At 69.9% G+C, this 26,336-nt stretch carries 19 protein-coding genes; 10 read left to right on the forward strand and 9 right to left on the reverse strand.

Annotated features, from left to right (window positions below):
* Nucleotides 1-35: 35 nt before the first annotated feature.
* Nucleotides 36-1,265, reverse strand: a complete 1,230-nt coding sequence (locus BSZ36_RS13555; RefSeq protein WP_094549855.1) for a putative sugar nucleotidyl transferase — start codon at nucleotides 1,263-1,265, stop codon at nucleotides 36-38.
* A 62-nt stretch (nucleotides 1,266-1,327) separates the two neighbouring features.
* Complete coding sequence (locus BSZ36_RS13560; RefSeq protein ID WP_094549857.1) at nucleotides 1,328-2,431, reverse strand: Gfo/Idh/MocA family protein; 1,104 nt, start codon at nucleotides 2,429-2,431, stop codon at nucleotides 1,328-1,330.
* Nucleotides 2,432-2,739: 308 nt separating this feature from the next.
* Here BSZ36_RS13560 and typA point away from each other — a divergent pair, with 308 nt between their 5' ends.
* Nucleotides 2,740-4,596, forward strand: a complete 1,857-nt coding sequence (typA, locus tag BSZ36_RS13565) for a translational GTPase TypA (RefSeq protein ID WP_094549859.1) — start codon at nucleotides 2,740-2,742, stop codon at nucleotides 4,594-4,596.
* A 112-nt stretch (nucleotides 4,597-4,708) separates the two neighbouring features.
* Here typA and BSZ36_RS13570 read toward each other — a convergent pair whose 3' ends face one another.
* Nucleotides 4,709-6,982, reverse strand: a complete 2,274-nt coding sequence (locus tag BSZ36_RS13570) for a T9SS type A sorting domain-containing protein (RefSeq protein WP_094549861.1) — start codon at nucleotides 6,980-6,982, stop codon at nucleotides 4,709-4,711.
* Nucleotides 6,983-7,128: 146 nt separating this feature from the next.
* Here BSZ36_RS13570 and BSZ36_RS13575 point away from each other — a divergent pair, with 146 nt between their 5' ends.
* Nucleotides 7,129-8,523, forward strand: coding sequence for a hypothetical protein (locus BSZ36_RS13575; protein WP_094549863.1), 1,395 nt, complete (start codon nucleotides 7,129-7,131; stop codon nucleotides 8,521-8,523).
* A gap of 38 nt (nucleotides 8,524-8,561) precedes the next feature.
* On the opposite strand, the gene BSZ36_RS13580 is transcribed toward BSZ36_RS13575, so the two are convergent.
* The 4 genes from BSZ36_RS13580 to BSZ36_RS13595 form a co-directional block, all read right to left on the reverse strand.
* Nucleotides 8,562-9,080 carry a hypothetical protein gene (locus BSZ36_RS13580; RefSeq protein WP_094549865.1) on the reverse strand — a complete coding sequence of 173 codons (519 nt, stop codon included), beginning with the start codon at nucleotides 9,078-9,080 and terminating at the stop codon, nucleotides 8,562-8,564.
* Entirely contained in the window at nucleotides 9,080-11,569 is a 2,490-nt protein-coding gene (locus BSZ36_RS13585) for an alpha-amylase family glycosyl hydrolase (protein ID WP_094549867.1), read from the reverse strand. The genes BSZ36_RS13580 and BSZ36_RS13585 overlap by 1 nt, the downstream gene beginning before the upstream one ends.
* Before the next feature lie 49 nt (nucleotides 11,570-11,618).
* Complete coding sequence (locus tag BSZ36_RS13590; RefSeq protein WP_094549869.1) at nucleotides 11,619-11,879, reverse strand: DUF7218 family protein; 261 nt, start codon at nucleotides 11,877-11,879, stop codon at nucleotides 11,619-11,621.
* Nucleotides 11,880-11,997: 118 nt separating this feature from the next.
* On the reverse strand, nucleotides 11,998-13,482 hold the full coding sequence (locus tag BSZ36_RS13595; protein ID WP_094549871.1) for a transglycosylase SLT domain-containing protein: 1,485 nt from the start codon (nucleotides 13,480-13,482) through the stop codon (nucleotides 11,998-12,000).
* 187 nt (nucleotides 13,483-13,669) lie between these two features.
* Between BSZ36_RS13595 and BSZ36_RS13600 the strand changes: the two genes are divergently transcribed.
* The 5 genes from BSZ36_RS13600 (at nucleotide 13,670) to BSZ36_RS13620 (ending at nucleotide 21,216) form a co-directional block, all read left to right on the forward strand.
* Nucleotides 13,670-15,130 (forward strand): adenylate/guanylate cyclase domain-containing protein, encoded by a 1,461-nt coding sequence (locus tag BSZ36_RS13600; RefSeq protein ID WP_179271196.1) that lies wholly within the window; start codon nucleotides 13,670-13,672, stop codon nucleotides 15,128-15,130.
* Between the two features lie 11 nt (nucleotides 15,131-15,141).
* Nucleotides 15,142-18,684 (forward strand): two-component regulator propeller domain-containing protein, encoded by a 3,543-nt coding sequence (locus tag BSZ36_RS13605; RefSeq protein ID WP_094549875.1) that lies wholly within the window; start codon nucleotides 15,142-15,144, stop codon nucleotides 18,682-18,684.
* A gap of 159 nt (nucleotides 18,685-18,843) precedes the next feature.
* Complete coding sequence (locus BSZ36_RS13610) at nucleotides 18,844-19,284, forward strand: OsmC family protein (RefSeq protein WP_094549877.1); 441 nt, start codon at nucleotides 18,844-18,846, stop codon at nucleotides 19,282-19,284.
* A gap of 197 nt (nucleotides 19,285-19,481) precedes the next feature.
* On the forward strand, nucleotides 19,482-20,207 hold the full coding sequence (locus BSZ36_RS13615) for a YebC/PmpR family DNA-binding transcriptional regulator (protein ID WP_094549879.1): 726 nt from the start codon (nucleotides 19,482-19,484) through the stop codon (nucleotides 20,205-20,207).
* 115 nt (nucleotides 20,208-20,322) lie between these two features.
* Nucleotides 20,323-21,216, forward strand: coding sequence for a DMT family transporter (locus tag BSZ36_RS13620; protein WP_179271197.1), 894 nt, complete (start codon nucleotides 20,323-20,325; stop codon nucleotides 21,214-21,216).
* Nucleotides 21,217-21,273: 57 nt separating this feature from the next.
* On the opposite strand, the gene BSZ36_RS13625 is transcribed toward BSZ36_RS13620, so the two are convergent.
* Nucleotides 21,274-22,200, reverse strand: coding sequence for an oxidoreductase (locus BSZ36_RS13625; protein ID WP_094549883.1), 927 nt, complete (start codon nucleotides 22,198-22,200; stop codon nucleotides 21,274-21,276).
* 103 nt (nucleotides 22,201-22,303) lie between these two features.
* On the opposite strand from BSZ36_RS13625, the gene BSZ36_RS13630 reads away from it, so the two are divergent.
* On the forward strand, nucleotides 22,304-23,182 hold the full coding sequence (locus BSZ36_RS13630) for an alpha/beta hydrolase (RefSeq protein ID WP_094549885.1): 879 nt from the start codon (nucleotides 22,304-22,306) through the stop codon (nucleotides 23,180-23,182).
* A 55-nt stretch (nucleotides 23,183-23,237) separates the two neighbouring features.
* Nucleotides 23,238-24,101: an alpha/beta hydrolase gene (locus BSZ36_RS13635; RefSeq protein ID WP_094549887.1), complete on the forward strand. Its 864-nt coding sequence runs from the start codon at nucleotides 23,238-23,240 to the stop codon at nucleotides 24,099-24,101.
* Nucleotides 24,102-24,145: 44 nt separating this feature from the next.
* On the opposite strand, the gene BSZ36_RS13640 is transcribed toward BSZ36_RS13635, so the two are convergent.
* On the reverse strand, nucleotides 24,146-24,736 hold the full coding sequence (locus BSZ36_RS13640) for a YdeI/OmpD-associated family protein (protein WP_094549889.1): 591 nt from the start codon (nucleotides 24,734-24,736) through the stop codon (nucleotides 24,146-24,148).
* 224 nt (nucleotides 24,737-24,960) lie between these two features.
* Here BSZ36_RS13640 and BSZ36_RS13645 point away from each other — a divergent pair, with 224 nt between their 5' ends.
* Nucleotides 24,961-26,304, forward strand: a complete 1,344-nt coding sequence (locus tag BSZ36_RS13645; protein ID WP_094549891.1) for an MFS transporter — start codon at nucleotides 24,961-24,963, stop codon at nucleotides 26,302-26,304.
* Nucleotides 26,305-26,336: the final 32 nt, after the last annotated feature.

Here is a 26,336-nt window from a genome sequence, read left to right on the forward strand (position 1 = left end):
GTCGGCCCCGCGTGCCCACGCCAGAGGCCGAACCCTTAGGCGCGGTCGGGCGCCGTCGCTTCGTGGACGGCGAGGAGCATCTTCCGGGCCTCTGGCGTGAGGTCTCGGTCGCGGCGGGCCATGACCGCCTCAGCCACGCGGAGCGCTTTGGAGGGGCGGTATTCCACGCGCCGCGAGGCGCCGCCCCACGAGAACGACGGCACGTAGCGCGGCATGAACTCCGCCCCGAAGAGGTTGCACGCCACGCCGACGACCGTCCCGGTGTTGAACGCGGTGTTGATGGCGCACTTAGAGTGGTCGCCCATGACGAGGCCGATAAACTGGCTCCCCGTTTTGGCGTCCCTGCCTTCCACGGCGTCGTACAGCGAGACCTCGCCGTAGTCGTTGCGGAGGTTGGACGTGTTGGTGTCGGCGCCGAGGTTGCACCAGCGGCCGAGGTACGAGTTGCCGAGGTAGCCGTCGTGCCCCTTGTTGCTCAGGCTGTGGAGCACGCTCGCATGGACCTCGCCGCCGACCTTGCTGCGCTCACCGATCGCGCTGCCGTCGATCCGGCACAGCGCCTTGACCGTCGCGCCCTGACCGATCCAGCACGGCCCCGCCACAACGGCGTTGGCCTCCAATGCGGCGCCTTGCTCCAACCGGATCGGCCCGCTTGTCGCATCCAGGACCGCGCCCGGCGCGATCCGCACGCCTGAGGCGAGGTGGATGCGCTCGCCAGAGGCCAAAACGGCCGCGGGATGAACGTCGGCGCCCTCGTGCGTGCCCAGACCGCCCATCTCCTCCAGGTCCTCCGCGATGCGTGCCGGCACGTCTTCCACCAGGTGCCACAACCGCGAGACGACCGTCTCACCGCTGACCTCGTGGCGCTCCACGCCTTCGGGCAGCACGAACAGGTTGGTCGGGTCCGCCGGCGGGCTGGGAAGCCAGATCGCGAGCAGATCGTCGCCCTGCGCCCACACCTTGGCGTCGCCTCTGGCGCCCTCGCGGATGCGGTCTACGGTTTCGCCCCCGCGCGCGCGCCACCGTCCGTTGACGAGGAGCACGCCGCCCGTGACTGCCGCCAGAGGCACGGCCTCCGGGTGCTCTTCCAGCGTGACGCCGAGCACGGTTTCACGCGCGTGCAGCGCGAGCGTCTGAGGGGCGAAGGCCGCGACGGCGCTTTCCAGCAGCGTGCGCGCGCCGATGCGGAGGTCGTAGACCGCGCGCGTCAGCGCCAGAGGCGCGAGGTGGGCGACGGGGGCGTCCTCGAAGAGGCAGAGGGTCATCGGGAGGTACGGGGAGCGGAGGGGCAAGATCACGTCAGAGGCCTCTGGCGTGATAGGTCCGTCTACACCGCCACGGCGTCCCCGGTCTCGGCGGCTCGGTAAATAGCCTGCATGATCTCCACGTCGCGGAGCCCTTCGGCGCCGGGTGTGGCGGGCTCGCGGTCCTCTTTGACTGCGAGCGCCATCTCGTCCAGCATGGCCGCGAACTGGTTGGAATCCGGGATCGTGATCTCGCGCGTGCCCTCCTCGGTCTTGACCGTCAGGTTGCGCTCGTAGTAGTCCGTCGCGGGATCCAGCGTGAGTTCGCCAGAGGCGCCTTGCACGTGGATCCGCTTGGCCTGGTCCGCGCGGTAGCCGGAGGAGCACAGCGCGCGGGCGCCCGAGGGAAACGTCATCTGCCACTCGACGCCTTCCTCGACGCTCACCTCCTCCCGGTCCGAGCGCTCCAGGTACGTCGCCGTTACCTCGGTCGGCTCCTCGCCCAGCAAGTAGCGCGCGCCGTTAACGGAGTAGATCCCGATGTCGTAGAGCGAGCCGCCAGAGGCCAGGTCTTTCTGCGCCCGCCACTGGTCACGGAGCTCGTCCAGCTTGAGCAAGCGGTGGTGGTCGGCCATGATCAGGCGCGGCTCGCCAATCTCGCCGCCTTGCACGAGGTCGATGGCGCGGCGGTTGTACGGGTCGAACTGCGCGCGGTAGGCGATCATGAGCTTCTTGCCCGCCGCTTCGCCCGCGGCGATCATCGCGCGGCAGTCTTCCACCGTTCCGGCCATCGGCTTCTCGCAGAGGACGTGCTTGCCCGCCGCGAAGGCGCGCTCTGTCCAGGCGCGGTGGAAGGCGTTGGGCAGGATGACGTACACCGCGTCGACCGTCTCGTCCTCCGCGATGCGGTCGAAGTCGTCGTAGCTGTACACGTGGGAGTCCTCCAAGCCATAGGCCCGGGCCACGGCCTGCGCCTTCTCCGCGTTGCCGCTCACGACGGCGGCGAGCCGCGCGTGCTGCGTGTTCGCGAGGTTGGGCGCGATCTGGTTCAGCGCGTACGCCCCCAGCCCCACGAGCGCGATGCCGACCCGGGCCTCTGGCGGATCGGGGAGCGGGCGGCGCAGCGCCGGCATCGGGCGGCCGGTAAGGCCGGGATCGGAGGAGGAAGTCGGAGCGGAGGCGGACATGGCGCGGGGGGCATCTGAGGCGTCGGCCGTACATCTGGCCTCTGGCGCTCATGTTCCACCGTCGCCGCCCCGGGCACAGGATTCAGGCCCGCCCTGAGACTTTCCAAGACCCAGCGCGAGCGGGAGCGTCGAACGCGAGAGGTATTGAGCCCGCGGCCCCTGGCGCGTCCGACTTCGCTCCGAATCCGCCGGGCGCGCGCGATCCCTCCGCAGCGCACGAGGCAGTTTAGAGGCTTCGGCGCCCCCCGACCCGACCGGGTCCCCTGGCCACAGGCCTCTGGCGCACCCGCCCACGTAGTTCGGTTCGAATGCCTCAGATCAGAAACGTCGCCATCGTCGCCCACGTCGACCACGGCAAGACCACCCTCGTCGACGCCCTGCTCCAGCAGAGCGGCACCTTTAGCGCCCACGAGGTGATCCAGGACCGAGTCATGGACTCGATGGACCTCGAGCGCGAAAAGGGCATTACGATCATGGCCAAGAACACGGCCGTCCGCTTCACGCCAGAGGCCGGGGACCTGGCGGGCGAGGAGATGAAGATCAACATCATCGACACGCCCGGTCACGCCGACTTCGGCGGCGAGGTGGAGCGCACGCTCCGCATGGTGGACGGCATCATGCTTCTCGTCGACGCCGCCGAGGGCCCGCTGCCGCAGACGCGGTTCGTGCTCAGCAAGGCGCTCGCGCTCGGCCTCGTGCCCATCGTGGTCATCAACAAGATCGACCGCGGCGATGCCCGCGCCGAGGAGGTGCTGGACGAGGTCTACGACCTGTTCATCGACCTCGACGCCGACGAGCATCAGTTGGACTTCCCCGTCATCTACGCCGTCGCCCGCGACGGCGAGTGCACGACGGACCTCTCGGAGCCGCTGACGGACTTGCGGCCCATCTTCGAGGCCATCGTGGAAACGGTCCCCGCGCCCAAGGGCGACCCGGAGGCGAGCCTGCAGTTCCTCGTGACGGACGTCAAGCCCGACGCCTACCTCGGGCCTCTGGCGATCGGCCGTATCGTCAACGGCACGATCAGCACCAAGCAGCGCGTGCTGCTGTGCGGGCGCGACGGCACGCAGAAGCCGGCGCAGGTGACGCAGCTGTTCATCTCCGAAGGCCTGGACCGCGTCCCGGTGGAGAGCGCGCCTGCCGGTGAGGTGGTCTACGCCGCAGGCCTGGCCGGCATCGGCCTGGGCGAGTCCGTAGCCGACGCGCAGGACCCGCAGCCGCTGGAGCCTCTGGCGATCGACGAGCCCACGCTCTCGATGGAGTTCCGCATTAACAACAGCCCGTTTGCGGGGCAGGACGGCAAGTACGTCACGAGCCGCAACCTCCGCGACCGCCTCATGAAGGAGGGCGAGGCCAACCTCGCGCTCCGCATTGAGGAGACCGACAGCCCGGACCGCTTCCTCGTCTTCGGACGCGGTGAGCTCCAGATGGCGATCCTCATTGAGCAGATGCGCCGCGAGGACTACGAGTTCGCCGTCGGCATGCCGCAGGTCATCACCAAGCAGGTGAACGGCAAAACGCACGAGCCGTACGAGAAGGCCATCATCGACGTGGCCGAGGAGTTCATGGGCGTCGTCATCGAGACGCTCGGCACCCGCAAGGGCATGATGGTCGGCATGAAGAACAACGGCTCCGGCCGTGTCCGCATGACCTTCGAGATCCCCGCCAGAGGCCTCATCGGCTACCGGACGGAGTTCCTCACCGACACGAAGGGCACGGGCATCCTCACGCACCTCTTCGACGGCTACCGCCCGTGGGCCGGCCCCATCACGCACCGCGCGACGGGCGCGATCGTGGCGGACCGCCCCGGCAAGGTGACTGGCTACACGATCATCAACCTCCAGGAGCGCGGCCAGCTCTTCGTGAGCCCGACGGATCAGGTCTACAACGGCATGATCGTCGGCGAGAACGCGCGCGACGAGGACATGGAGGTCAACGTCACGAAGGAGAAGAAGCTGACGAACCACCGTGCGGCGTCGGCGGACAACTTCGAGAAGATGAACCCCGCCAAGAAGATGAGCCTGGAGGAGGCCATTGAGTTCATCCGCGACGACGAACTGATCGAGATCACGCCCAACCACACCCGCCTCCGCAAGCGCGAGCTGGATCCGCACGAGCGCAAGCGCGCGATGGTGGCCCGCAAGGCGGAAGCCAAGGGCGACTAGTCTGCCAGAGGCCTCTGGCGCATTGAACACCGCCCCCGCTGGTTCGCCCGGCGGGGGCGGTCTGCATTCAGGCTAGGCCCCTGTCCCGAACGGGATTCAGCGGCGCCAGAGCCTACCGCACGACCGTCAGCCGCGCCGCACGCCGACTCTCGCCAGAGGTCACGACGGCGGTGTACACGCCTGCACTCAGGCGGCTCAGGTCCAGTGGGATCGTGTGCTCGCCAGGGGCGAGTGCACGCTCGGGAAGGCTCAGCACCACGCGGCCGAGACGGTCCACCACCTGCACCCGCACGGCCTCTGGCGTGGCGGTCTCGAAGCGGAGCGTGGCGGCCCCGCGCGAGGGGTTCGGCGCGGCGGTGATCCGCGCGGCCTCTGATGCCAGAGGCGCTTCGTTGGCGACCAGCACGGGATCAATGGCCGTTTTCCAGAGCCCCGATCCGGCGATCTGCACGTACAGGTTGCCGTCGCGGACAAAGGCCGTCTCGCCGCGCGTCTGGAAGCCGGTCGGCCAGTTCTCGCTGTAGGTCGTCCACGTCGCCCCGTCGTCGTTGGAGACGGAGACGCCATCGATCTGGACGGCCACGACGAGGTCGCCAACGGCGTGAAGCGAGGTCGGGCCGTTTTCGAGAGCGCCGGCCTCGACCAGATCCTCCCAGGTCGCCCCGCCATCCAGGCTGCGGAAGAGCGTGCCGCCACCGTTGGAGTAGCCGATCCCCGCGAAGTAGGCCGACGAGGTGGCCGTGGCGGTGTTCACGGTAAGGGCGACCTCGGTCAGCGTTGCACCACCGTCGGTGCTGAAACGGACGCCAGAAAACTGGAACAGACGCGAGTCGGCAAAGATGAGCCGCCCGTTGGAGACAGTCGGGAGCGTCTGAATAGCGAACTCGGTCGCCAGAGGCGACCACGTCGCGCCCTCGTCGTCTGAGCGGAACAGCGTCGCGCGCGTGCCGCCGGTCCCCGTTGAGGATCGCCAATCGATCGCGTAGAGCGAGCCCTCGCCGCCGAAGAACATGTCGGCGTCGGGAGCGCCCTCACCTTGCTTGGTCCAGCTCACGCCGTCCGCGGAGCGGAACGTAGTCCGGTCGCATACGGAGTACAGCGCGCCATCAAGCTCGGCGGAGAGACGGCGGCCCGCGCCGCAGCGGTCGTTGAACTCGACATCCTCCATGCTTCTCTGGAACCGCCACGTCGCGCCGCCATCGGCTGAGAGGTACGCGTACTCGTCGTCGCCGAACGGGGCGTAGAGCGAGTCGCCGAAGGGAAGGACGCGCTGGAGAGCGTTTTGGAAGCCGTATATGCCCGTATCGGCCCACACCTCGGCAGTCTGGCTACGATAGATGCGGCTCCCCGTCCAGGGGTACGCGTACAGGAACCCGTCTCCAGTCGCGTGAACGACGGGAGCCGGACCGCCGGCCACGTAGATCGTCCCGCGCGCCACCGTCTCGTCCGGGTCTCCGACGCCCCACGTCGCGCCGAAATCGTAGCTGTACTCGACGAGGGCTGGGCCGTTGTTGTTGGGCGGGCGGACGTAGACGAGGGTGTCGCCAGAGGAACGGATCGAGGTGGTGCATCCGGTACACTGGGCGCCGCCGGGGAATGCGACCTCGCGCTGGCTCCACGTTTGGCCGCCGTCGTCGGTCCAGAAAAAGCGGCCGCCGGTTTGGGGGACGCTGGTGGGGGCGGAGAACCGGTAGTAGCGGTCGCCCTCGGTCCAAGTCACGCCTCCAGCGGAGGGGATGTGCGGGGTGAACGTCCACGTCGCGCCGGCATCCCGAGAGGCTAGCGTGCCCGAACTGTTCTGGGCCGAGCGTGGGAGAAGAACGGCACCGCCGGCGCTCTCGATGTCCCCGGTAAAGAAGCCTGTGAACGTCGCGGGGTCGGGGGTCTGGTCCATCCACGTCGCACCGCCGTCCGTGGACGCCTTGATGATGGGCTGCGCGTTGACGTTCTGGATTCGCCGGTAGGTCATGATGGTCTGCGCATCGACGGCGACGATCTCCTCAACCTCGGACTCCGGGTACTCCGTGCGGAACGTCCACGTATTGCCCCGGTCGGTGGAGGTGTAGACCCGATTGAGCGCGCTCGGGCCACCGTTCCGCGTCGTCATCACGACAACGAGTCCGTCGACGGCTGAGACCGCCTTGATGAAGTAGCCTTCCAGCGAGTTCTCGGTATCGAGCCCCGCTGTGACATCGGCCCAGGACCGGCCGCCGTCCTCTGAGCGGTAGAGAAGCGAGCCCCGCCCGACGCTTGCAACGGCGAACGTCGCACCTCCGCCGGTCTCGAAGGCGGCCTTGTCAATGCGACCGGGCCCGGCCCAGGTCCATTGCGCAACGGCCTCTGGCGAGAGGGAGAACAGGAGCAGGAAGAGGCCGACAACGCGCATGAGGACAGGAGGCAGAAAGGTCTCTCCAACCTCCCGCACGCCCCCGCCCTATCGCTCTCCCTAGTTCTAGGGAGGCGGCCCGCCTGCGCCTCTGGCGCCAGAGGCCGCGCGCCCCGTTAGCTTCTGCGCGCACCACTCCGCGCAGCTTGGGACCCTTCGACCTCCTCCACCCGCTCCCCGCCGACCGCCGCGGACGCGAACCCGAGGCCAACGCCTGGATCGAGCTCCACAACGTCGTCGTGGCCGCCGAGCGCCTGGACGAGTTCGGCCCCGAGGACTACGACCGCATCGGGCGCCAGAGGCGCGTGGACCTCGGCGCGTACGAGGGCAAACGCATCGAGCTCTACCAGCGCTTCCTGGACTGGACGCTGGAGGACGGCGACTTCTCCGAGGCCAACCGCACGCTGCTCGCGCACATCGCGGAAACGCTGCACCTCGGCCCCGGCCTCTTGCGCGATTCGCACGAGCGCGCCTTCGGGACGGTCGTGCACCACGCGCTCGCGGACGACTGCCTGAGCGTGGACGAGCGCCTGCTGCTCTACAAGCTCCAGCACACGCTCGGGCTGGACCCAGACCTCGCCTCTGGCGCCTACGAGGTCATGGCCCGCCAGAGGCTGCTCGTGACCGTCGCCCGCGTGCTGTGCGACGGGAAGCTCTCGCCAGAGGAGGCCGACGAAGTGGCGCGCGCCCAGGCGCAGATCGGCGTCAACGTGCCGCAGCGCGTGGCCGACATGCTCGACGAGGCCGCCGCGCGCTGGCACACCCACCACGCCGCGAGCCTGCCCACGCCCGCCGCCGAGCCCCGCCCGCGCGCCCGGTTCACGACAGCGGGCCGCTGGCGCGAGGTCGTGTTCGCGCGGCTGCTCAAGGTGTTCGGCACCCCGGAGGACCTCGACGCCTTCGCCAGAGGCGACACGTTCCACTACCGCGTCCCGGCGGTCGCGCTGCGCGGCATCCGCGCCGTAGGCCGCGCCGATGTCACCCGGGACCGTATCGTGCTGGACGCCAAAGCCGAGGCGCCCAAGGTGTTCATTGCGGCCACCGTCTCACGGGCGCTCCGCTTCAACAACGGCGTGCTCATGCACTGCGCAGACGGCCGCGTGCTGTTCATCGAGAGCGACGACGACGCGGGCCTGCACGGCGCCATCGAGCAGATGATTTCGGGCCGGGACCAAGGTCAGAGCTCGTGGGCGGGCCGCTGGCGCCCGCTGTTCGCCCCGGAGCGCGACGTGGCGTTGCAGAACGTGCCCCGCCGTGTGCCCTCGCACGAGCGCCCGGTGGCGGCGCTCGGCAAGCTGCTCCGCACCGGCGGCTGGGGCGGCATTGGCGATCTCCACCTCTCCGGCGATACGCTTACGCTCCGCCACAAAGGCGACACGCGCGAGGTCACCGTCCGCAACCTCCGCGGCGTGCACCACCACCGCCGCCTCGTCTGGATCGACCGCCGGAGCGCGCACGACTGGCTCGTGGAGTTCACGACCGACGCCGACGCGCAGAGCTTCGCGAACGCGCTCCTGACCGGCCCTGAGAACGATGGATAAGGGCGGGCCCGGGCGCCAGAGGCCTCTGGCGCCGCGCTCTAGCTGTTGCGCGCCCGCCGACGGAAGCGTGCCATCAGCAACGCGAAGCAGAACACCTGCAGCGCCAGCGGCACGGCCGGGTTGAACCGGAGCGCGAAGTGCCGGAACAGCATCGACTCCTTGGTGATCTCGCCCCACTTCGTCTCGCCCAGCGAGAAGTCGACGGCGGAGGTGAACGATCTCTGCGGCGTGAGGTGGAACGTCACGCGGTCCCCGAGTTCCACGCCGGGAGACAGGATCGCGCCTTCCACTGTCACGGTGTTCGTGTTCGAAAACGAGCCCTGGGACTCGGCTCGCGCCAGAGGCTGCCGCTCGAACAGCATCCGATACGACGTGGACATCCCCACCCGGTCGAGCTCGAACGGGACGCCGCCAACGCGGATCTCGCCTTCGTCCCACATCCCGCCGATCTCGACCTCGGCCACGATCTCGCCGGCGTCGTCCGCCTCGCGGATCTCGAAGTGCCAGGACCCGGCGCTTCGGGGCTGCGCCGTGTACACCGTGTGCGCGCCCTTCATCACCGGACGAGAACGCGGTAGCCGCCGGCCGGGACGGTGAACCGCAGGCCGCCATCATCTGAAGCCACGCGCGCGGGCTCGTCGAACGCGTCGCGCGCTCCGCCCCAGCCGCTAGAGGCCGGGTTCGCCTCTGGCGGTGCGGTGAACCGCACGGGCTCGGCACCGGTGTTGAGCGCCACAACGACCGTCTGGCCGGGCGAGTCGCGGCGGAACACCCAGAGCGTCTCCGAGGCTTGCATCGTCTCGTACGTCCCGTGGCGGAGCGCCGGGAGCCTCTGGCGGAGCCTGGCCAGTTGCGAGACGCGCGCGCGGTGGGCGCGCTCCTCTGGCGTCACATCGGCGCCCCAGCGCATGTCGCGGCGGTTGTCCGGGTCGGCGGCGCCCGTCATCCCGATCTCGTCACCGTAGTAGAGCACGGGCACGCCTGGAACGGTGAGCACGTACGCGAGGCCGAGTTCCAGCCGCGCGAGGCTGCCAGCCTGATCGCGCACCGGCGGGTTGTCGAAGCCGATCTGGACGGCGTCGGCCTCTGGCGGCGTGTCGTTCTCCAGGATCGCGAGAAAGCGCGTTTTGTCGTGGGAGTTGAGCAGGTTGCCCATGAGGTGCAGCGGCCCGTACTGCCGCAGGCCTTCTTCCACGGCGCCGGCGAGGGCGGCGAGCGAGCCGCCTCTGGCGAGCCCGCTGATGGCGGCGTCGTACTGGTTGAACTCGAACTGCGCGTCTAGCTGGCCCGGTCGCACGTACGAGCCCACGAGCGCGTGCGAGCCGAACGTCTCGCCGATCTGGAACAGGTCGCGGTCGGGAAGCTCCTCGTGCAACCGCTGGGTAAGGCGGCGCCAGAACAGGCTCGGAATGTGCTTTACGGCGTCGTGGCGGAAGCCGTCGGCGCCAGAGGCTTGGAGCCACCAGACCGCGTCGGAGGTCATCTGCTCCACGGCCTCTGGCGAGGCGGAGTAGTCGAAACTGGGGAGGTAGGGCTCGAACCACGTCGTGAGGCGGTAGTCGTCCCAGCGGCGGAGGTTGAGCGAGCCGTCCGGCAGTTCCAGCGTGCCGAACCAGTCGCGGTTCTCCCGGAAGTACGGGTGGTCTTCGTGCGTGTGGTTCGCCACGAAGTCCAGGAGCACGCGGAGCCCCTGCGCGTGCGCCTCATCCACGACCTCGCGCAAGAGGCCGATGTCGCCCAGGTGCTCGTCAACCTTGCGCGGCGCGATGGGCCAGTAGCCGTGGTAGCCGGTGTAGCGCCGGTGCGGCGGCGGAAACTCGACCTCGGAATGGTTCGGGTTGTCGTAGACCGGCGAGATCCAGAGCGCGGTCACGCCGAGGTCGCGGAAGTAGCCCTCGCGGAGCTTCTGGCGCAGCCCGGCCAGGTCGCCGCCGTGGTACTGCGCGGGCGCGAGAACGCTGTCGGGGTCGACCCGCGCGTCGTTGGTCGGGTCGCCGTTGGCGAAGCGGTCCAGGACGACCTGGTAGATGATCTGGTCGTGCCACGTCTCGGTCTCGCCAGAGGCCTCTGGCGCGCGGCCTTCCGCCTGCGCGTTCGCCAGAGGCAGGCCGTTGTAGAGCAGGACCTCGCGCCAGTCCGAGGCCACGCCGCCCGCGCTCGCGGCCACGCGGAGGACGCGGTGGCCGGTGAGGTCCGGCATCCCCGGCAACGGCCGCAGGCCGATCAGGAACTCCGTCCCGTGTACTTCCATGGCCTCGTCGGGAATCCGCACGTTGCCGATCAGCGCGACCACGTCCTCGGGCTCCAGGTCCACCTCCATCGGCGCGCCCTCGCGGTCCGTGCGGAGGGCCTCGAACTCGATCTGGTCCTCGGTAAACGGCGGGAGGAGGCGGAGCCCCAGCCGGCCCTCACCGGGCGGCTCCACGACGAGGATGTTGTTGAAGTCGCCGAACGGGTTGGGCGCCGTCTCCGCGTTCGCGGGGTCCAGGACCTCGGCGCCGTCCACGGTCAGCTTGTACTCGTAGCGGCCGGGCGCGACGGGCCGCGTGCGCGCAAGCGTGCCGTCGCCGCGGTCCTCCAACGGGTCGGCCGTCCGGCTCCAGTCGTTGAAGCCGCCGATGACGAACACCTCGGGCGCGCCAGAGGCCGCAGTCACGTCGGGCGTAAACGCGAACGTCACCTCGGGCTCCACGGAAACGTTCACGGGCAGCGCGAGGGCGGCGCCTCTGGCGACGTAGGGAACGGCGGCGACGCCGCTGAACCCGTCGCGCGCGCGGACGACGAAGCGGTCACCCAAGCTCTCGACGGAGACATCGGCGTGCGACTCGAACACCGGGCGCACGTCGGCGCCCATCCAGTCCTGCACGAGCAGCGTATCCGCCCGCCCGGCCACCACGCGCACGACCGGTACGGGCTCCGCCAGCGGGTCGCCCGGCGCGTCGGTCACCGCGTCAGCGAGGGCCGCCGTGGAATCGGCGGGCGGGGTCGCGCAAGCCGCGAGAAGGATCAGGGCGGCGAGGCTCGCCAGAGGCAGGAACGGGCGCATGGGGTGGGGGCGGTCTAGCGAAAGCTAGAGCCTCTGGCGCCAGAGGCGGTTAGTGGTTCCGCAGCGCCTCGATCAGCTCCGCCTTGTTCATGTCCGAACGCCCGCGGATGCCGACCTCTTGCGCGCGGCTGTAGAGTTCGTCCTTGGCCCACTGCTCGTAGGGCGGCTCGTGGCCACCTTTTTCTGAGGGGTGCTGGTCCGGGTTGGCCTGCGCGTTCGCGATGCGGGCCGCTTTTTCCTTGGAAGCGCCGTCGGCGCGGAGGGCCTCGTACGTCTCGTCGTCTTTGATCTGGGGTCCGTGGTCTGCCATAGCCATGAGGAGCGAAGGGGGACCGATACCCGCTCCGCCCTGCCACTGTGCCTCCACAGCAGCGGATTCGGGGAATCCCTCACGCGAGCCTCTGGCGCCAGAGGCCCCGCCACCGGCGCTACACGTCGGACTGCGCGTAGAAGATGGCCGCGAGAAAGCGCGGCACGTAGTCACGCGTCTCGCGCGGCAGGCGGCTGCGAATCTCCCAGAAGGTGGGCGGGCGGCCCTGGGCGCGTTCGAACTGTCGCACAAAGCCCTGCACGCGGCCGGGCCCGGAGTTGTACGCCGCGATGGCCAGAAGCCAGTCGCCGTCGAACATGCGGTGCAAGCGCTCCAAGTACTGGACCGCGATGCGGGTCGCCACCTTGGGATCGTGGACGGCCATTGAGTCCGCGCCGAAGTCCCCGGCCGTTTCTGGCATGATCTGCCAGAGGCCTCTGGCGCCGGCGTGGCTCACCGCCAGCGGGTCCATCGAGCTCTCGATCAGCGCGAGATACTTGAGCTCTTGCGGCAGGCCGCGGCGCGCCAGCGCCGTCTCGATCATCGGGAAGTACGCGCGGCGGCGCTTGCCCGAGGTGTTGAACAGGCGCCCCACCCGGACCGCCTCCGCCAGCACGTAGTCCATGCCCTCGGGCGAGACCACGAAGTGCCCGGCGGCGGTGATCCCGAGCGCGGACTCGAACTCCGCCAGAGGCTCGGGCAGCGGCAGCACCTTGTGCCCCTCGGCCACGCGGAAGTCGAACATCAGGTCGTCCCGCTCGGCGAGGTCCTTGTGGCCGCTCGCGATGCGCGTGTCGAAAAACGTCGGCGGCGGCACGTCCGCCAGCGGCTTGTGCCCCGCCGCGATGTGGGTGTCGAACAGGCTGGGTGCGGCCTCGGGCGCGTCTACGCCCGGCGTCACCATCGGCTGCGTCGCCTCGTCGGGGTTGGGCGCGGGGACGGAGACTGGCGCGGGGGCTTCGGTCGCGCTCGCGGGCTCCACGTTGGGCGCCTGCGGCGCGGCGGGAAGCTCGGCGACGAGAGGGACCTCGTCCGCAGCATCGGCCTCTGGCGCGATCGCCGGGTCTAGCACGTCCTCCGCCTCGGACGCATCGGCCGCCGCGCGCTCCGCGGCCTCTGGCGCCAGAGGCGCTTCCGTCGCCAGAGGCTCCGGGTCTGAGGCGCTACCGGGTTCGTCGGCCGCGATCGCGCTCAGCGTCACGGGCGCGGCTTCGTAGGTGGAGCCTGGGCGCTCGGGCTGCGGCGGCAGGGGCGACAGCACGACGTGCCCCGGCGGCAGCGCGGCCTCTGGCGGCGCGCCCGGGACCGTCGCCGTGCTCACGGCCGGGGCGACGGACGCCGGCGCCGGAACCGCTGGGCGGGTTGCTGTCGCCGGCCGCATGCCGCGGCGGCGCGGCTTGTGCCCGTCGGCCACATCGGCGTCGAAGAAAGAAGAGTCCTGCGCCGTGGTGTCGGTGACGGCCTCTGGCGAGGCCGGAAGCTCTGCCTGCGCGTCCGCCGGGCGCGCGAGCCCGGCCCCGAGCAGCACGCACGGGAGAACCAGTCGGAGCAGAAAGCGGGGGTGGCGCATGAGGGCGTGGGGCTGGAACCCCTGACGGAGCACATCTCGTGCCCTATTGGCCCGCAAGGTAGAGGCCTCTTGGGGGAAGTCCGAATGGATCAGGCGCACAGAAATGCCCGCCTGCGCCAGAGGCCTCGGGCGGATCGCCTCGCGCCAGAGGCGGTATCTCAGCCGCGGCGCTCCCCTGTGCCCCGGGCCAGACTACCTTTGCATACTGGCATCTGCCCTCATGTCCGAGTTCCCTCCAGACCCCTCCGCCGCGCCCGAACCCGTCCAAGACGTGGTTCCGCTCAAGATCCTGTTCGTCGACGACGAGCCGGACCTGCAGCCGCTCATCCGGCAGAAATTCCGCCGCAGCGTGCGCAAAGGGGACCTCGACCTCAGCTTCGCCGAGGACGGCGTCGCGGCCCTTGAGGCCCTCGCGGCCGACCCCGACATCGAGGTCATCGTGACGGACCTCAACATGCCGCGCATGGACGGGCTCACGCTTCTCGGCCGCCTGGCCGAGATGGACCGCCGCCACAAGGCCGTGGTGGTGACGGCCTACGGCGACATGGAGAACATCCGCACGGCCATGAACAAGGGCGCGTTCGACTTCCTCACGAAGCCGATCGACATGGACGACCTCCAGATCACGATCCAGCAGGCGCGCCGCGCTGTGGAGACGGAGCGCGAGGCCGACCGCGTGCGCCTCGCGCTGGGCATGTACCTCTCCTCCGAGGTGGCGCAGGCCATCCTGGACAACCCCGGCGCGCTCGCGCTGGAGGGCGAGATGCGGGTCGTGAGCGTGCTCATGAGCGACCTCTCCGGCTTTAGCCGGATCTCCGAGGAGTTGGACGCGCCCCGCGTTGTCGAGCTTCTAAACGTGTACCTCTCCGCGATGACGGACGTCGTGGACGAGTATGGCGGGACCGTGGACGAGTTCATCGGCGACGCCGTGCTCGCCATTTTCGGCGCCCCGTTCGAGCAAGAGGACCACGCCGACCGCGCCGTCGCCTGCGCCATCGCGATGCAGGCGCGGATGGACGAGGTCAACGAGGTGATGAAGGAGAAAGGCCTCCCACACCTGGAGATGACCGCCGCCGTGAACTCCGGCGAGGTCGTCGTGGGCAGCATCGGCTCGCAGAAGCGCGCGAAGTACGGCGTGGTGGGCAGCCCCGTCAACCTCACGGCCCGGATCCAGAGCCAGGCCGCGCCGGGCGAGGTCCTCATCTCCGAGGCCACGCGCGGATCGGTCCAGGCCAACCTGACCCTCGCCGAGACGCGAGAGGCCGGGCTCAAGGGCTTCTCCGAGAACATCGCGCTCCACAGCGTTACCGCCATCGACGGCGAGCACGCCTTTGCTCTGACGCAGACCGAGGTGCATTACCGAGCACTCGGCGAGCCTCTGGCGTTCGACTACGTGCGCCTGGACGGCAAGCGCATCGATAGCGAGAGCGCGCCCGGGCGCCTGGTCCGGCTCAGCGAGCGCGGCGGCGAGGCCGTGACCGAGCAGGCGCTGGAGCCGCACACCGACCTCCGCATGACATTTACGCTCCCCGGGCAAAGCGAGGCCACCGAGGTCTACGCCAAAGCCCTCAGCGCCGAGCCGGACCCCTCCTCTGGCGGCACCCGCGTCCAGATGCGGTTTACCGCCGTTCCCGAAAGCGTAGGCGAGGCGTTGAACGCGCTCGTCCCCGAATCCGCCTGACCCCTCTGGCTGTGCGCACTTCCCACCACCGCACGTCTCACTGGCTCGCCGCTGCCGCGGTCCTGCTGTGCTGTGGCCTCGCCCTCGCGGGCCCCGGCTGGCTGGCCGCTCAGAACGCGGCCTCTGGCGCGAGCGCCGGGGAGCCGCCAGAGGCCGAGCGCGTCGCGTTCCGCCACCTCACGACAAGCGACGGCCTCGCCAACGAGTCCGTGGCGACGGTTCTCCAAGACCGCTTCGGCTTTATCTGGATCGGCACCGCCGACGGCCTCAACCGCTACGACGGCTACCAGCTGATCGAGTACAAGCGGGGGCCGGACTCGACGAGCCTCTCGGACAACGTGGTCTCGGCCCTCGCGGAGGACGCCAGAGGCTCGCTCTGGGTGGGCACGCGGCGGGGCCTGAGCCGCCTGGACCGCGAGACCGAACGCTTCCAACGCTTCCGCGCCGGCCGGGGCTCGATCCCCAACGACGACGTGATCGCGCTCCTGGCAGACAGCTCGGGCGCCGTCTGGGCCGGCACGGGCGGCGGCCTTGGCCGCTACGACCTGGAAACCGAGGCGTGGACCACGTTCCGCCACGCCCCTGGCGACGCCTCCACGCTGCCGAACGACAACGTCAGCGCCCTCGCCCTCGGCAGCGACGGCGCGCTCTGGGTCGGCACAGACGACGGCGTGTCGCGCCTAGACATGGAGACGGGCACGTTCCGGGCGTACCGCCCGCCGGGCACGAGCGACGGGTTCAGCGGCGCCGTCTCCAGCATCTCCGTCAGCGAGGAGGGCCACCTCTGGGTGGGCACGCTCGGCAACGGGCTGTACCGCCTGGACCCGGCCTCTGGCGCGTTCGAGCCCGCCGCCATCGCGGGGCTCTCCGTCAGCGTGGTCTCGTCCGTCTACGAGGACGGTGGCGGCACGCTCTGGGTAGGCACCTTCGGCGACGGTCTGCGCCAGATCCCCCCCGGCGCGACCGAGGCCATCGAGTACCAGGCCACCGAGGGCGACCCGGACGCGCTGATCGACGAAGCCGTTTCAGACATCTACGAGGACCGCCAGGGCGTGCTGTGGGTCGCGACGTACGGCGGCCTGGACCGCTTCGACCGCGCCAGAGGCACCGTCGCCCGCTTCCGCCACGACCCTCAGGAGCCCACCTCGCTCTCTAGCAACGACGTGGCCGCGCTCCTCACCACCCGCGACGGCACGCTCTACGTCGGCACAGACCGCGCCATCGACGTCACCACCGACCGGAGCTCGTTCCGCCACACGCCGGTCTCCGGGACCAGCGGGCCGGCGGCAACCCTGGCGCTTCTCGAAGCCGAAGACGGCACGATCTGGGCCGGCACCGAGGCAGGCATCTTCCGCGTCAGCGCCAGCGGCGCAGAGCCGGTAGCGCTCCCCGGCCGCGCCATTATCGCCAAGGCCCTCCTGGAGGACCGCGACGGCTCGCTTTTCGTCGGCACGCTCGGCGAAGGCCTTATCCAGCGCGACCCGGCCTCTGGCGGCACGGTCTCGTACACCCACGACCCCGCCGACCCCGGCTCCATCGCGCACGACCACGTCCGCGCGCTCGCCGAGGACGCCAGAGGCGCTCTCTGGGCCGGGACCGAAGAAGGCCTCTGCCGCCTGGACGAGGCGGGCGCCAATGCGCGCTTTACCTGCTTCCGAGCGGCGCCAGAGGACCCAGACGCCCTCGCGGACGGCTACATCCACACGCTCCACGCCCGCGAGGACGGGACGCTGTGGATCGGGACCAAGGGCGGCCTGCACAAGCTGGACACGTCGGCACCGGAGCGCGGCTTTTCCCGCCTGACCGAGGCCGAGACGGACCTCCCGAGCGACGACGTGCTCGCCATCGTCGAGGACGACGACAACTACCTGTGGCTCGCGACGAGCCGCGGCCTCACGCGCTTCGACCCCGTCACGGACACGTTCCAGCAGCGCACGCTCGGCGGTGAGGGCTCGGCGCGGACGCTGGGCGAAGCCGCCACGCGCACCGCCAGCGGCGAGCTCCTCTTCGGCGGAAGCAACGGCCTGCTGGCCTTTTTCCCGACGCAGCTCGCGGCCAGCAACCCCAACCCGCCCGAGGTGGTCATCACCGCCGTCTCGCTCGGTGGCGAGCCTCTGGCGCCGGGCCCTGACAGCCCCCTGGACGCCCCGGCGCCTCTGGCGGAACGCCTCAAGCTGGACCACGCGCAGGCCAACTACGTCACGTTCGCCTTTGCCGGGCTCCACTTCTCGGACCCCGGCCGCAACAGCTACCGGTTCACGATGGAGGGCTTCGACGAGGACTGGCGCGGCGGGCTGGGCGCGCGCGAGCGGACGGCGCCTTACACCAACATCCCGCCGGGCAAGTACACGTTCCGGGTGCAGGCCGCCAACGCGGACGGCGTGTGGAACGAGACCGGCGCGAGCCTCGACGTCGTGGTCACGCCGCCGTGGTGGCGCACGCCGTGGGCGTACCTCGCCTACGCCGGGCTCCTCGTCTTCGGCTTCGTGCGGTTCGACAAGTGGCAGCGCCAGAGGCTGCTCAAGGAGGAGCGCGAGCGCGCCGAGCGACGCGAGCAGGAGATCCGCGCCGAGACCGCCGAGGCCGAGGCGCAGCAGGCCGAGGCCGACCGCCAGCGCGCCGAGGCCGAAGCCCGCGCCGCCCGCGCCGAGGCCGACCGCCAGAGGACCGAGGCGGAGGGCAAGCGCGAGATCGAGAAGGCGTTCCGCGAGCTCAAGGCCATGCAGACCCAGCTCGTGCAGTCGGAGAAGCTGGCCTCGTTGGGGCAGCTCACGGCCGGCATCGCGCACGAGATCAAGAACCCCCTCAACTTCGTCAACAACTTCGCCGACCTCTCCGTCGAACTCGCGGACGAGCTGGGCGAGGAGCTGCGCGACAACAAAGACAAGCCGGTCTCGGCCGTCTTGGAGGAGGTCACGGCCATCCTCGACGACCTGCGCGAGAACTCCCGCCGCATCCACGAGCACGGCACGCGCGCCGACCGCATCGTCAAGGCGATGCTGCTCCACAGCCGCGGCAGCTCCGCCGAGCGCGGGCAGATCGTCGCCAACGCGTTCGTGGAGGAGTACGCCAACCTCGCCTACCACGGCGCGCGCGCCAACGACAAGGAGTTCCAGGTGGACCTGGTACGCGACCTCGACCCCAACGCTGGCGAGGTGGAAGTCATCCCACAGGAGCTGGGCCGCGTCCTGATCAACCTGCTCTCGAACGCGTTCTACGCCGTCGGCCAGCGCAAGAGGACCGACGGCGAGGGCTACGAGCCGCGCGTAACGGTCGCGACCACGCGCGAGACGGATCCCGAACAGGACTGGGTGGAAATCCGCATCGAGGACAACGGCACCGGCATCCCAGACGAGATCCGCGAGAAGGTCTTCGAGCCGTTCTTCACCACCAAGCCCACCGGCGACGGGACCGGGCTCGGCCTCTCGCTCGCCTACGACATCATCACGCAGGGCCACGGCGGCACGCTCGCGGTGGAGAGCGAGGAGAACGTGGGCACGACGTTCATCATCCGCCTGCCCGCCAAGTCCGCGCCAGAGGCCGTCACGGCCTGAGCCTCTGGCGCGGCGTGGCACATCCAGCGAACGCTTGGACGGACAGATGCGGAGGCCCCGTCGGGAGCGGACGTCGGGGCCTCTGGCGCCAGAGGCGAGAACACGGGAGGCGGGGAAATCGTTGGACGGCTCCTTTCCATCCCCACGCCTCCTCCCGCTATGACCACCCGCACCGCAGACGCTCACTGGAGCGGCTCCCTCTCCGACGGCAACGGCAACATCTCCGTCGAGAGCGGCGCCTTCGACGTGCCGTACTCGTTCGACTCCCGCTTTGGCGAGGGCACGCCGACGGCCGCCTCCAACCCCGAAGAACTGCTCGGCGCCGCCCACGCGGGCTGCTTCACGATGGCCGTCTCGCACGAGCTCGCCGAGGCCGGTCACCCGCCCAAGGACGCCCACACCACCGCGAAGGTGCACATCAAGCAGACCGGCGGCGGCTTCGAGATCCCGAAGATCGACCTCGTCCTGAACGCCGACGTGCCGGGCATCTCCGAGGAGGAGTTCCAGCGCATCGCGCAGCACGCCAAGGAGAACTGCCCGCTCTCGAAGGTGCTCGCCGCCGCCGAGATCACGCTCGACGCCACGCTTGCGAGCGCCTGATCCGCGCCTCTGGCGACAGGCCGCGCTCCTCGCGTTCCGATTCTGAGCCGCCCCGCATCGCGCGGGGCGGCTCGCGCTGTTGTAGGGCCTCTGGCGTCAGAGGCCGTGCGCCGTTTCTACCGAGCCTCCACGCTCTTGCGGCTAGCTTCCGGCCCCTCCACCCGCGCCGGCTTCCGGCGCCCAGACCCCCGAAGCAGATGGGCCGGATGTTCGAAAAGCGCAAGCACACCATGTTCGCGCGCTACGACCGCATGGCGAAGCAGTTCTCCCGCATCGGGAAGGACATCGTGATCGCTGTCAAGGCGGGCGGGCCGGACCCGGACATGAACCCGCAGCTCCGGCGCGTGATGCAGAACGCGAAGGGCGTCAACATGCCCAAGGAGAAGGTGGACGCGGCCATCAAGCGGGCGTTGGGCAAGGACACCGCCAGCTATGACGAGGTGCTCTACGAGGGCTACGGCCCTCACGGCGTGCCCATCCTCGTGGAGGCCGCGACGGACAACGTCAACCGGACCGTTGCCAACCTCCGGGCGCTGTTCGACCGCGGCAACGGCAACCTCGGCAACTCGGGCTCGGTGGCGTTCCAGTTCAACAAGATGGGCGCCTTCTCGCTCGCGCCAGAGGCCGTAGCCGACCGCGACGAGTTGGAGCTGGAGTTGATCGACGAGGGCCTGGAAACGCTGGAGGACGGCGCGACCGAGGACGGCCGCGAGGTGGTCGTCGCGCGGTGCGCGTTCTCAGACTTCGGCACGATGCAGAAAGCGTTGGAAGAGCGCGGCATCGAGCCCGTCGCCGCTGAGATCGAGTGGGTGCCAACCACGACCGCCGAGCTGACCGACGAGCAGGCCGACGCCGTGCTCGAACTCGTCGGCAAGCTCGAAGCCGACGAGGACGTACAGAAGGTCTTCCACAACCTCGCCTGAGGAGGGATTCGGGATGCACGCCTCTGGCGTGCTCGGGGTAAGGGAGCGGCAGAGGACGCCGCATCCTGTCCACGTCTCCCCGGCCTCTGGCGCCAGAGGCCACCTGCCGCGATCTGTGCGCACGTCACCTGATCCTGCCGACCGACTCGGCCTCTCGCTCGCGGCTCTCTCCGCCGCCACGTGGGCGCTCGCGGGCGTGTGGGTGCGCCTGCTCCCCGGCGTGCCCCTTGCCACGATCGTCGCCGGCCGGCTTGCCCTCGCGCTCGTCGCGCTGGCGCCTCTGGCGTGGGTGTGGCGCGAGAGGCTCCGCCTGACGCCCGCAACCTGGGGCCTGGCGACGCTAATGGTGGCGTACTACGGCTGCGCCGTCGCCGCCTTCCGGTTTACGGCCGTCGCCGAAGGCACGCTGTTTATCAACATCTCGCCGCTGTTCGCGGTCGCGTGGGCCGTCGCCAGAGGCGAGGCGGTGCGCCGCGGCGAGGCGTGGGGCACGGCGCTGGCGCTGGCGGGCGTGGCCGTGATCCTGGCGCCGAGCGCTCTGGAAGCGTCTGGCGCGGCGCAGGACCGGCTGATCGGCGACGCGCTGGCGCTTCTAGCCGCGCTCGGCATGGCCGCCTACGCGATCTCGTTCAGCCGCTTGCGGGGGGCGGACCGCGCGCCGGAGCCTCTGGCGGTGACGCTGCTGACGTTCGGGCTCGGCGCCGTGGCCGCGCTCGGGCTTTGGGCGGTTCAAGGAGACGCCGCGCTCGTGGGGCTGGACAGCCCCGCATCATGGGGCGCTCTTATCGCCCTCGCGGTCATCACGACAGCCATCCCGACGTTCGCATACAGCGTCGCCTCGCACCGGCTGCCGCCCATCCTCGCGACGACCGTGCGCTTGCTCACGCCCGCCTTCGCCGCCGTCGCAGCGTGGCTCGTGCTCGGCGAGGTGCCATCGGCCTGGCTGATCCCGGGCGGCGCGCTCGTGCTCGGGGGCTTGCTCCTCTCCGTGCGCGCCAAGGCCGCCTAGCCCCTAGTGGCGGGAAGCCTCTGGCGGAATCGCGCCAGAGGCCGGGGAGCCCTCGCGCTACTCGCTCAAAAACGAGACGCCGGTGAGCGACTCGCACTCACGCCAGAGGCGCGCGCGGACCTTGGCATCCAGCGCCTTCGTGGGCGGGTTCACCTCCACGGCGTGGCCGCGCATCTTGTAGCGCGGGCCGTAGAAGGCGCCGCCTCTGGCGCGCGGGTCCGTCCCGGCGCGGAGCTGCGGGAGCGCGCCCTGGAGCGCCGTCATCGCGACGCGGTCCATCGTCAGGCTGTAGAAAAAGCTTTCCAGCTTGGAGCCGCTCTTTTCGGCGCTTGTGGCCTGAAGGTCCGTGTTGGAAAGCCCCGGGTGCGCCGCGAGGGCGACGGATGACTCGCCGGCGTCTTGCAGACGACGGTTCATCTCGTAGGCCAACATCAGGTCTGAGAGCTTGGACTGGTTGTAGGCGCCCCAGCGGCTGTAGCTCTGCTCCCCCTGGAGGTCCGAGAATGAGATCTTGCCACCCCACGCGGCCATGCTGCTGAGCCAGATCGTCCGGGAGCCCTCGGTCTTGAGCAGCACCGGCAGCAGGCGCCCGACGAGCGCGAAGTGGCCCAGCACGTTGACGCCGAACTGCGTCTCGAAGCCGTCATCGGTCTCGCTGCGCGGGATCGCCATGATTCCGGCGTTGCAGTAGAGCAGGTCCAAACGCTCGGCGCCAGAGGCGAACCGCTCGCCGAACGCACGGACGCTGTCCAGGCTCGCGAGGTCGAGGATCTCGATGGCGAGGTCGGCGTCCGGCACGTCGCGGCGGATGTCATCGGCGGCCTCTTGCGCGCGCTTCTCGCTGCGGCACGCCATGACGACGTGCGCGCCTTTGCGGGCCAGTTCTCGGGTGGTCTCTTTGCCCAGCCCGCTGTTGGCGCCGGTCACGACGGCGGTTTTTCCAGAGAGATCGGGGATGTCTTGAGTGGACCAGTGGCGGGCCATTGTCTTTTCGGGTGTGTGTGCCCCTCGGACGCCTACGCGCGGCGCGCGGTTCGGCCTCTGGCGTCAGAGGCCGGTATCATGCGCCTCCCCACTCCGCCTGTTGATGCGCGCCACTCTCTTCGCTCTCGCCCTCATGGCCGCGGCGGCTCACGCCCAAACGGCCCCTGTGGCGTCGGAGGCTGAGCCGCTGGCGCTGCCCGGCGGAATGACGTTCACTCTGGACGCCCCCGCGCAGACGTACCGGATTCACGTCACGCTCCCGCCGGACTACCGCGCGACGGGAGACTCGCACCCCGTGCTCTACTACGCCGACGCGCAGGCGCTGACCGAGATCGTTGTCGGGACGCACCGGCTCGCAGCGGCCGTACGGACCGCCGACATCGAGACCGCGATCCTCGTCGGCATCAGCGTGGACGGCGACGAGGCGGCGTGGAACGCCCAGCGCAACCGGGACCTCACCCCGACTCCGTTCGACCCGTCGGGGGTGGACTCGTCGCAAGAGGGGGACTTTCTCATCGCGCTGTGGGCGGCCTGGTCGCCAGGTGCGAACGAGACGGGAGAGGCGGCGGCCTTCGCGACGTTCATCCGCGAGTCCCTCGCGCCGCGGGTCGAGGCGTCGTACAACGCGAGCGCGACCGACCGTGGCTGGCTCGGGCACTCGTTCGGCGGGCTCTTCGGCGCGTGGGCGGAAGCGGAAGAGCCGGATCTGTTCAACCGCCTCCTGCTCGTCTCGCCTGCCATGTGGTGGAACGAGGGGGAGGTCGTCGCCTCGGAGTTCGCCGCGCCAGAGGCGGAGGAGGGGGTGTTCATCGCGTACGGCACGGCGGAGGACCGGCCTATCACGCGGTGGGCGCCGCCCCTGGCGGAGGCCATGAAAGCAGCGGGCTACGGCCCCACGCTCCGCGCCTACGACGGCGCGGACCACTACTCGATCGTTCCACGCGCGATCTATGACGGACTCGTTGCGCTGTACGGGAGATAGGACGTAGGCCTCTGGCGCCAGAGGCCGGTACTTTGCGCACCCCTCGGATTGGGTTATGCGCCTCGCTCTTGTGATTCTCGCCCTCGTGGCTACGTCGGCCCGCGCCCAAACGGAGCCGGCGGGCTCCGCGCCCGAGCCTCTGGCCATACCGGGAGCCGAGACGTTCACCTTGGACGCGCCCGCGCAGACGTACCGCATCCACGTCACCCTCCCTGAAGGCTACCGCGAGACGGGCGCGCCGCACGCCGTCCTCTACTACGCCGACGCGTGGTGGCTGACCGAGGCCGTCGCGGGCATCCGAAGACTGGCCGATCTGGCGGAAAGCACGGACATCGAGCCGGTCATTCTCGTCGGCATCGGGATGGACGGTGAACCCCGGGCGTGGAACGCGCAGCGCAACCGCGACCTCACCCCTTCGCCGACGCAGTTCGCCGGCGGCGGCGGCTTCCCCATCGGCGGCGTCATCATGGACTCCACAAACACGGGTGGCGCCCCGGCCTTTCTGCGCTTTATCCAGGACCGTCTCGCGCCCCGCATCGAGGCCCACTACAACGCGAGCGCCACGCGCCGCGGCTGGCTCGGGCACTCGCTCGGCGGCCTCTTCGGCGCGTGGGCGGCGCAGGCCCGTCCCGATGCGTTCGAGCGGTTGCTGCTTATCTCTCCCTCGGCGTGGTGGAACAACGGCGAGGTCGTAGAGGCCGGCTTCACGGCGCCAGAGGCTCAGGACGCGCGCGTCTTTCTCGCCTACGGGATCGAGGAAGGCAACCTGCTTCGGACCTGGGCGCCGCCTCTGGCGGACGCGATGGAGGCCGGCGGCTTTCCCGTCACGCGCCGGGTCTACGAGGGCGCGGGCCATCACTCCATCCTGCCGCAGGCGATCTGGGACGGGCTCGTGGCGCTCTACGGCGAGGCGGAGTAGCGCGGCGCCTCTGGCGCCAGAGGCCGCGCGCGCCAGAGGTCCGGCTACCGGTCGTGGATGCCTTTGCCGGCCAGGATGCGCGGGCGGTGCTTCTCGACTCTCGCCGAGCGCGTGGCCGTCTGCTTGGCTCCGCCGATGTGGAGGAAGTAGCCCCGCTGGCGCCCTGGCGTGAGCGCCTCGAACGCGGCGCGAAACGCGGCGTCGGCGTCGAGTTGCTCCTGGAGTTCGGCGGGGACGGCGTACTCGCGCATCTTCTTGAGCTCGACGGTTCGCCCGGCGCGCTCGATTTCGATGGCCTCCGCGAGGTAGGCCCGCACGATGGGTTCGAGATCTTCGATCTGCTCGACGCTCGTAAATCGCATCTGGCGCCCGGACTGCGTGTGCTCCCCGGCCTGATGCAAAAGGCCGTGCTCGTCTTTCAGGAGCACGCCTTTAAAGAATGCGAGGCAGGCGTGGCCTTTGAAGGCGCTCACGATGACGACGTTTTTCCCGCCGAGCGTGTAGCACGGCTGCCTCCACTTGACCTCCTCCAGCAACGGCGTATCGAGGCAGATCTCCCGGAGCCGGAGTTGCTCCTCGCGCCACTGCGCGGCCCTGCTCAGGCGTTCGTCGACCTCGGGGTTGGGAGCGTTCATCGGAGCACCGGGCTTATCGGAAGGAACGATTGCGTGGGACGCCAGAGGCCCCACGGTCGGGCAGAAAGTAGAGGACCGCGCCTCGCCCGCCTAGACGCGGCCTCTGGCGCCAGAAGCCGCACCGCGTTGCGCGCGCCGAGTTGTCTCCGCAGGCCTACGCCAGAGGCGGCGTCTCCACGAGAAACCGGCGGAGCCTCCTGAAGTCCGCGTCGTTTGCGGCGCCAATGGACACACCCCAGGACCCCGCCCCCGACGAAGGCCGACGCCCCGGAGCCTCTGGCGCCGAAGCCGAAATCGACCACCAGGAGGGCAAGCATCCGGCAAAGCAGGACCCGTTCGCGTCGTTGCGAAACGCCGGGTTCGCGCTCTACCTCGTGGGCAGCCTCGTCTCGAACGCGGGCAACCAGATGCGCGTCGTGGCGGTCGGGTGGGAGGTCTACGAGCGGACGCAGACGGCGCTCGGGCTCGGACTGATCGGGCTGACGCTCGCGCTGCCGGTTCTCCTCCTCGCGCTGCCCGCGGGCGCTGCGGCCGACCGGTACCCGCGCAAGAGGCTCATCCAGATCGCCCAGATCGGACTCGCGGCCTCTGGCGCCGGGCTCGCGTGGGTGTCGTACACCGGCGCGCCGGTTGCGCTGACGTACCTGTTCCTGCTCGGGACGGGCATCTTCCGCGCGATCGGATGGCCCGCCTCACAAGCCATCGTGACCGGCCTGGTGCCGACGCGCGTGTTCGCTAACGCCACGATGTGGCGGAGCGTGGCCTACCAGATCGCGTCCACGCTGGGGCCTCTGGCGGGCGGCTTCCTCGTCGCATGGCACGGCCCGGCGACGGTCTACATCACCGATGCGGCCTCCAGCCTCGTCCTGCTGGGCTGCCTCTTTTTCGTGATCCCGACGCCGCAGGCGCGCTCGACCGAAAAGAAGTCGTGGCGGAGCCTGATCGAGGGCGCGCGGTTCGTGCGGCGCCAGCCGGTCATCCTCTCCACCATCACGCTGGACATGGTGGCGGTCCTCTTCGGCGGCGCGACGGCACTGTTGCCCATCTACGCGACCGACGTGCTGGGCGTCGGCGCCGAGGGCTTCGGATGGATGCGTGCGATGCCGTCGCTGGGCGCCATCGCGATGGGCCTCTCGCTCGCGCTGCTCCCGCCGATGCGCTACGCCGGGCGCACGCTCCTGCTCGCCGTCGTCGCCTTCGGCGTCTCGACGATCGTGTTCGGGCTCTCGACGAGTTTCCCGCTATCGCTTGTGGCGCTGTTCTGCCTCGGCGCGGCCGACAACATCTCGGTCGTGGTCCGCTCGACGGTGCTCCAACTGCTCACGCCCGATGAGATGCGCGGGCGCGTTGCCGCCGTCAACGCGGTGTTTATCGGCACGAGCAACGAGATCGGCGAGTTGGAATCCGGGACGGTCGCGAGCGTGATCGGCGCCGTGCCCACTGTCGTCTTCGGCGGCGTGATGACGCTCCTCACGGTCGGGGCGGCGGCATGGATCTGGCCGCCGCTGCGCCGCCTGGGTGCCCTCGAAGACCTGGAGCCGCCAGAGACCGTGCCCGCGCCCGCCTGAGCCTCTGGCGCCAGAGACGAACGGCCTCAGCG

Origin of the sequence: Rubricoccus marinus, from assembly GCF_002257665.1 — a bacterium.
In the GTDB taxonomy this organism is placed as follows: Bacteria; Bacteroidota; Rhodothermia; order Rhodothermales; family Rubricoccaceae; genus Rubricoccus; species Rubricoccus marinus.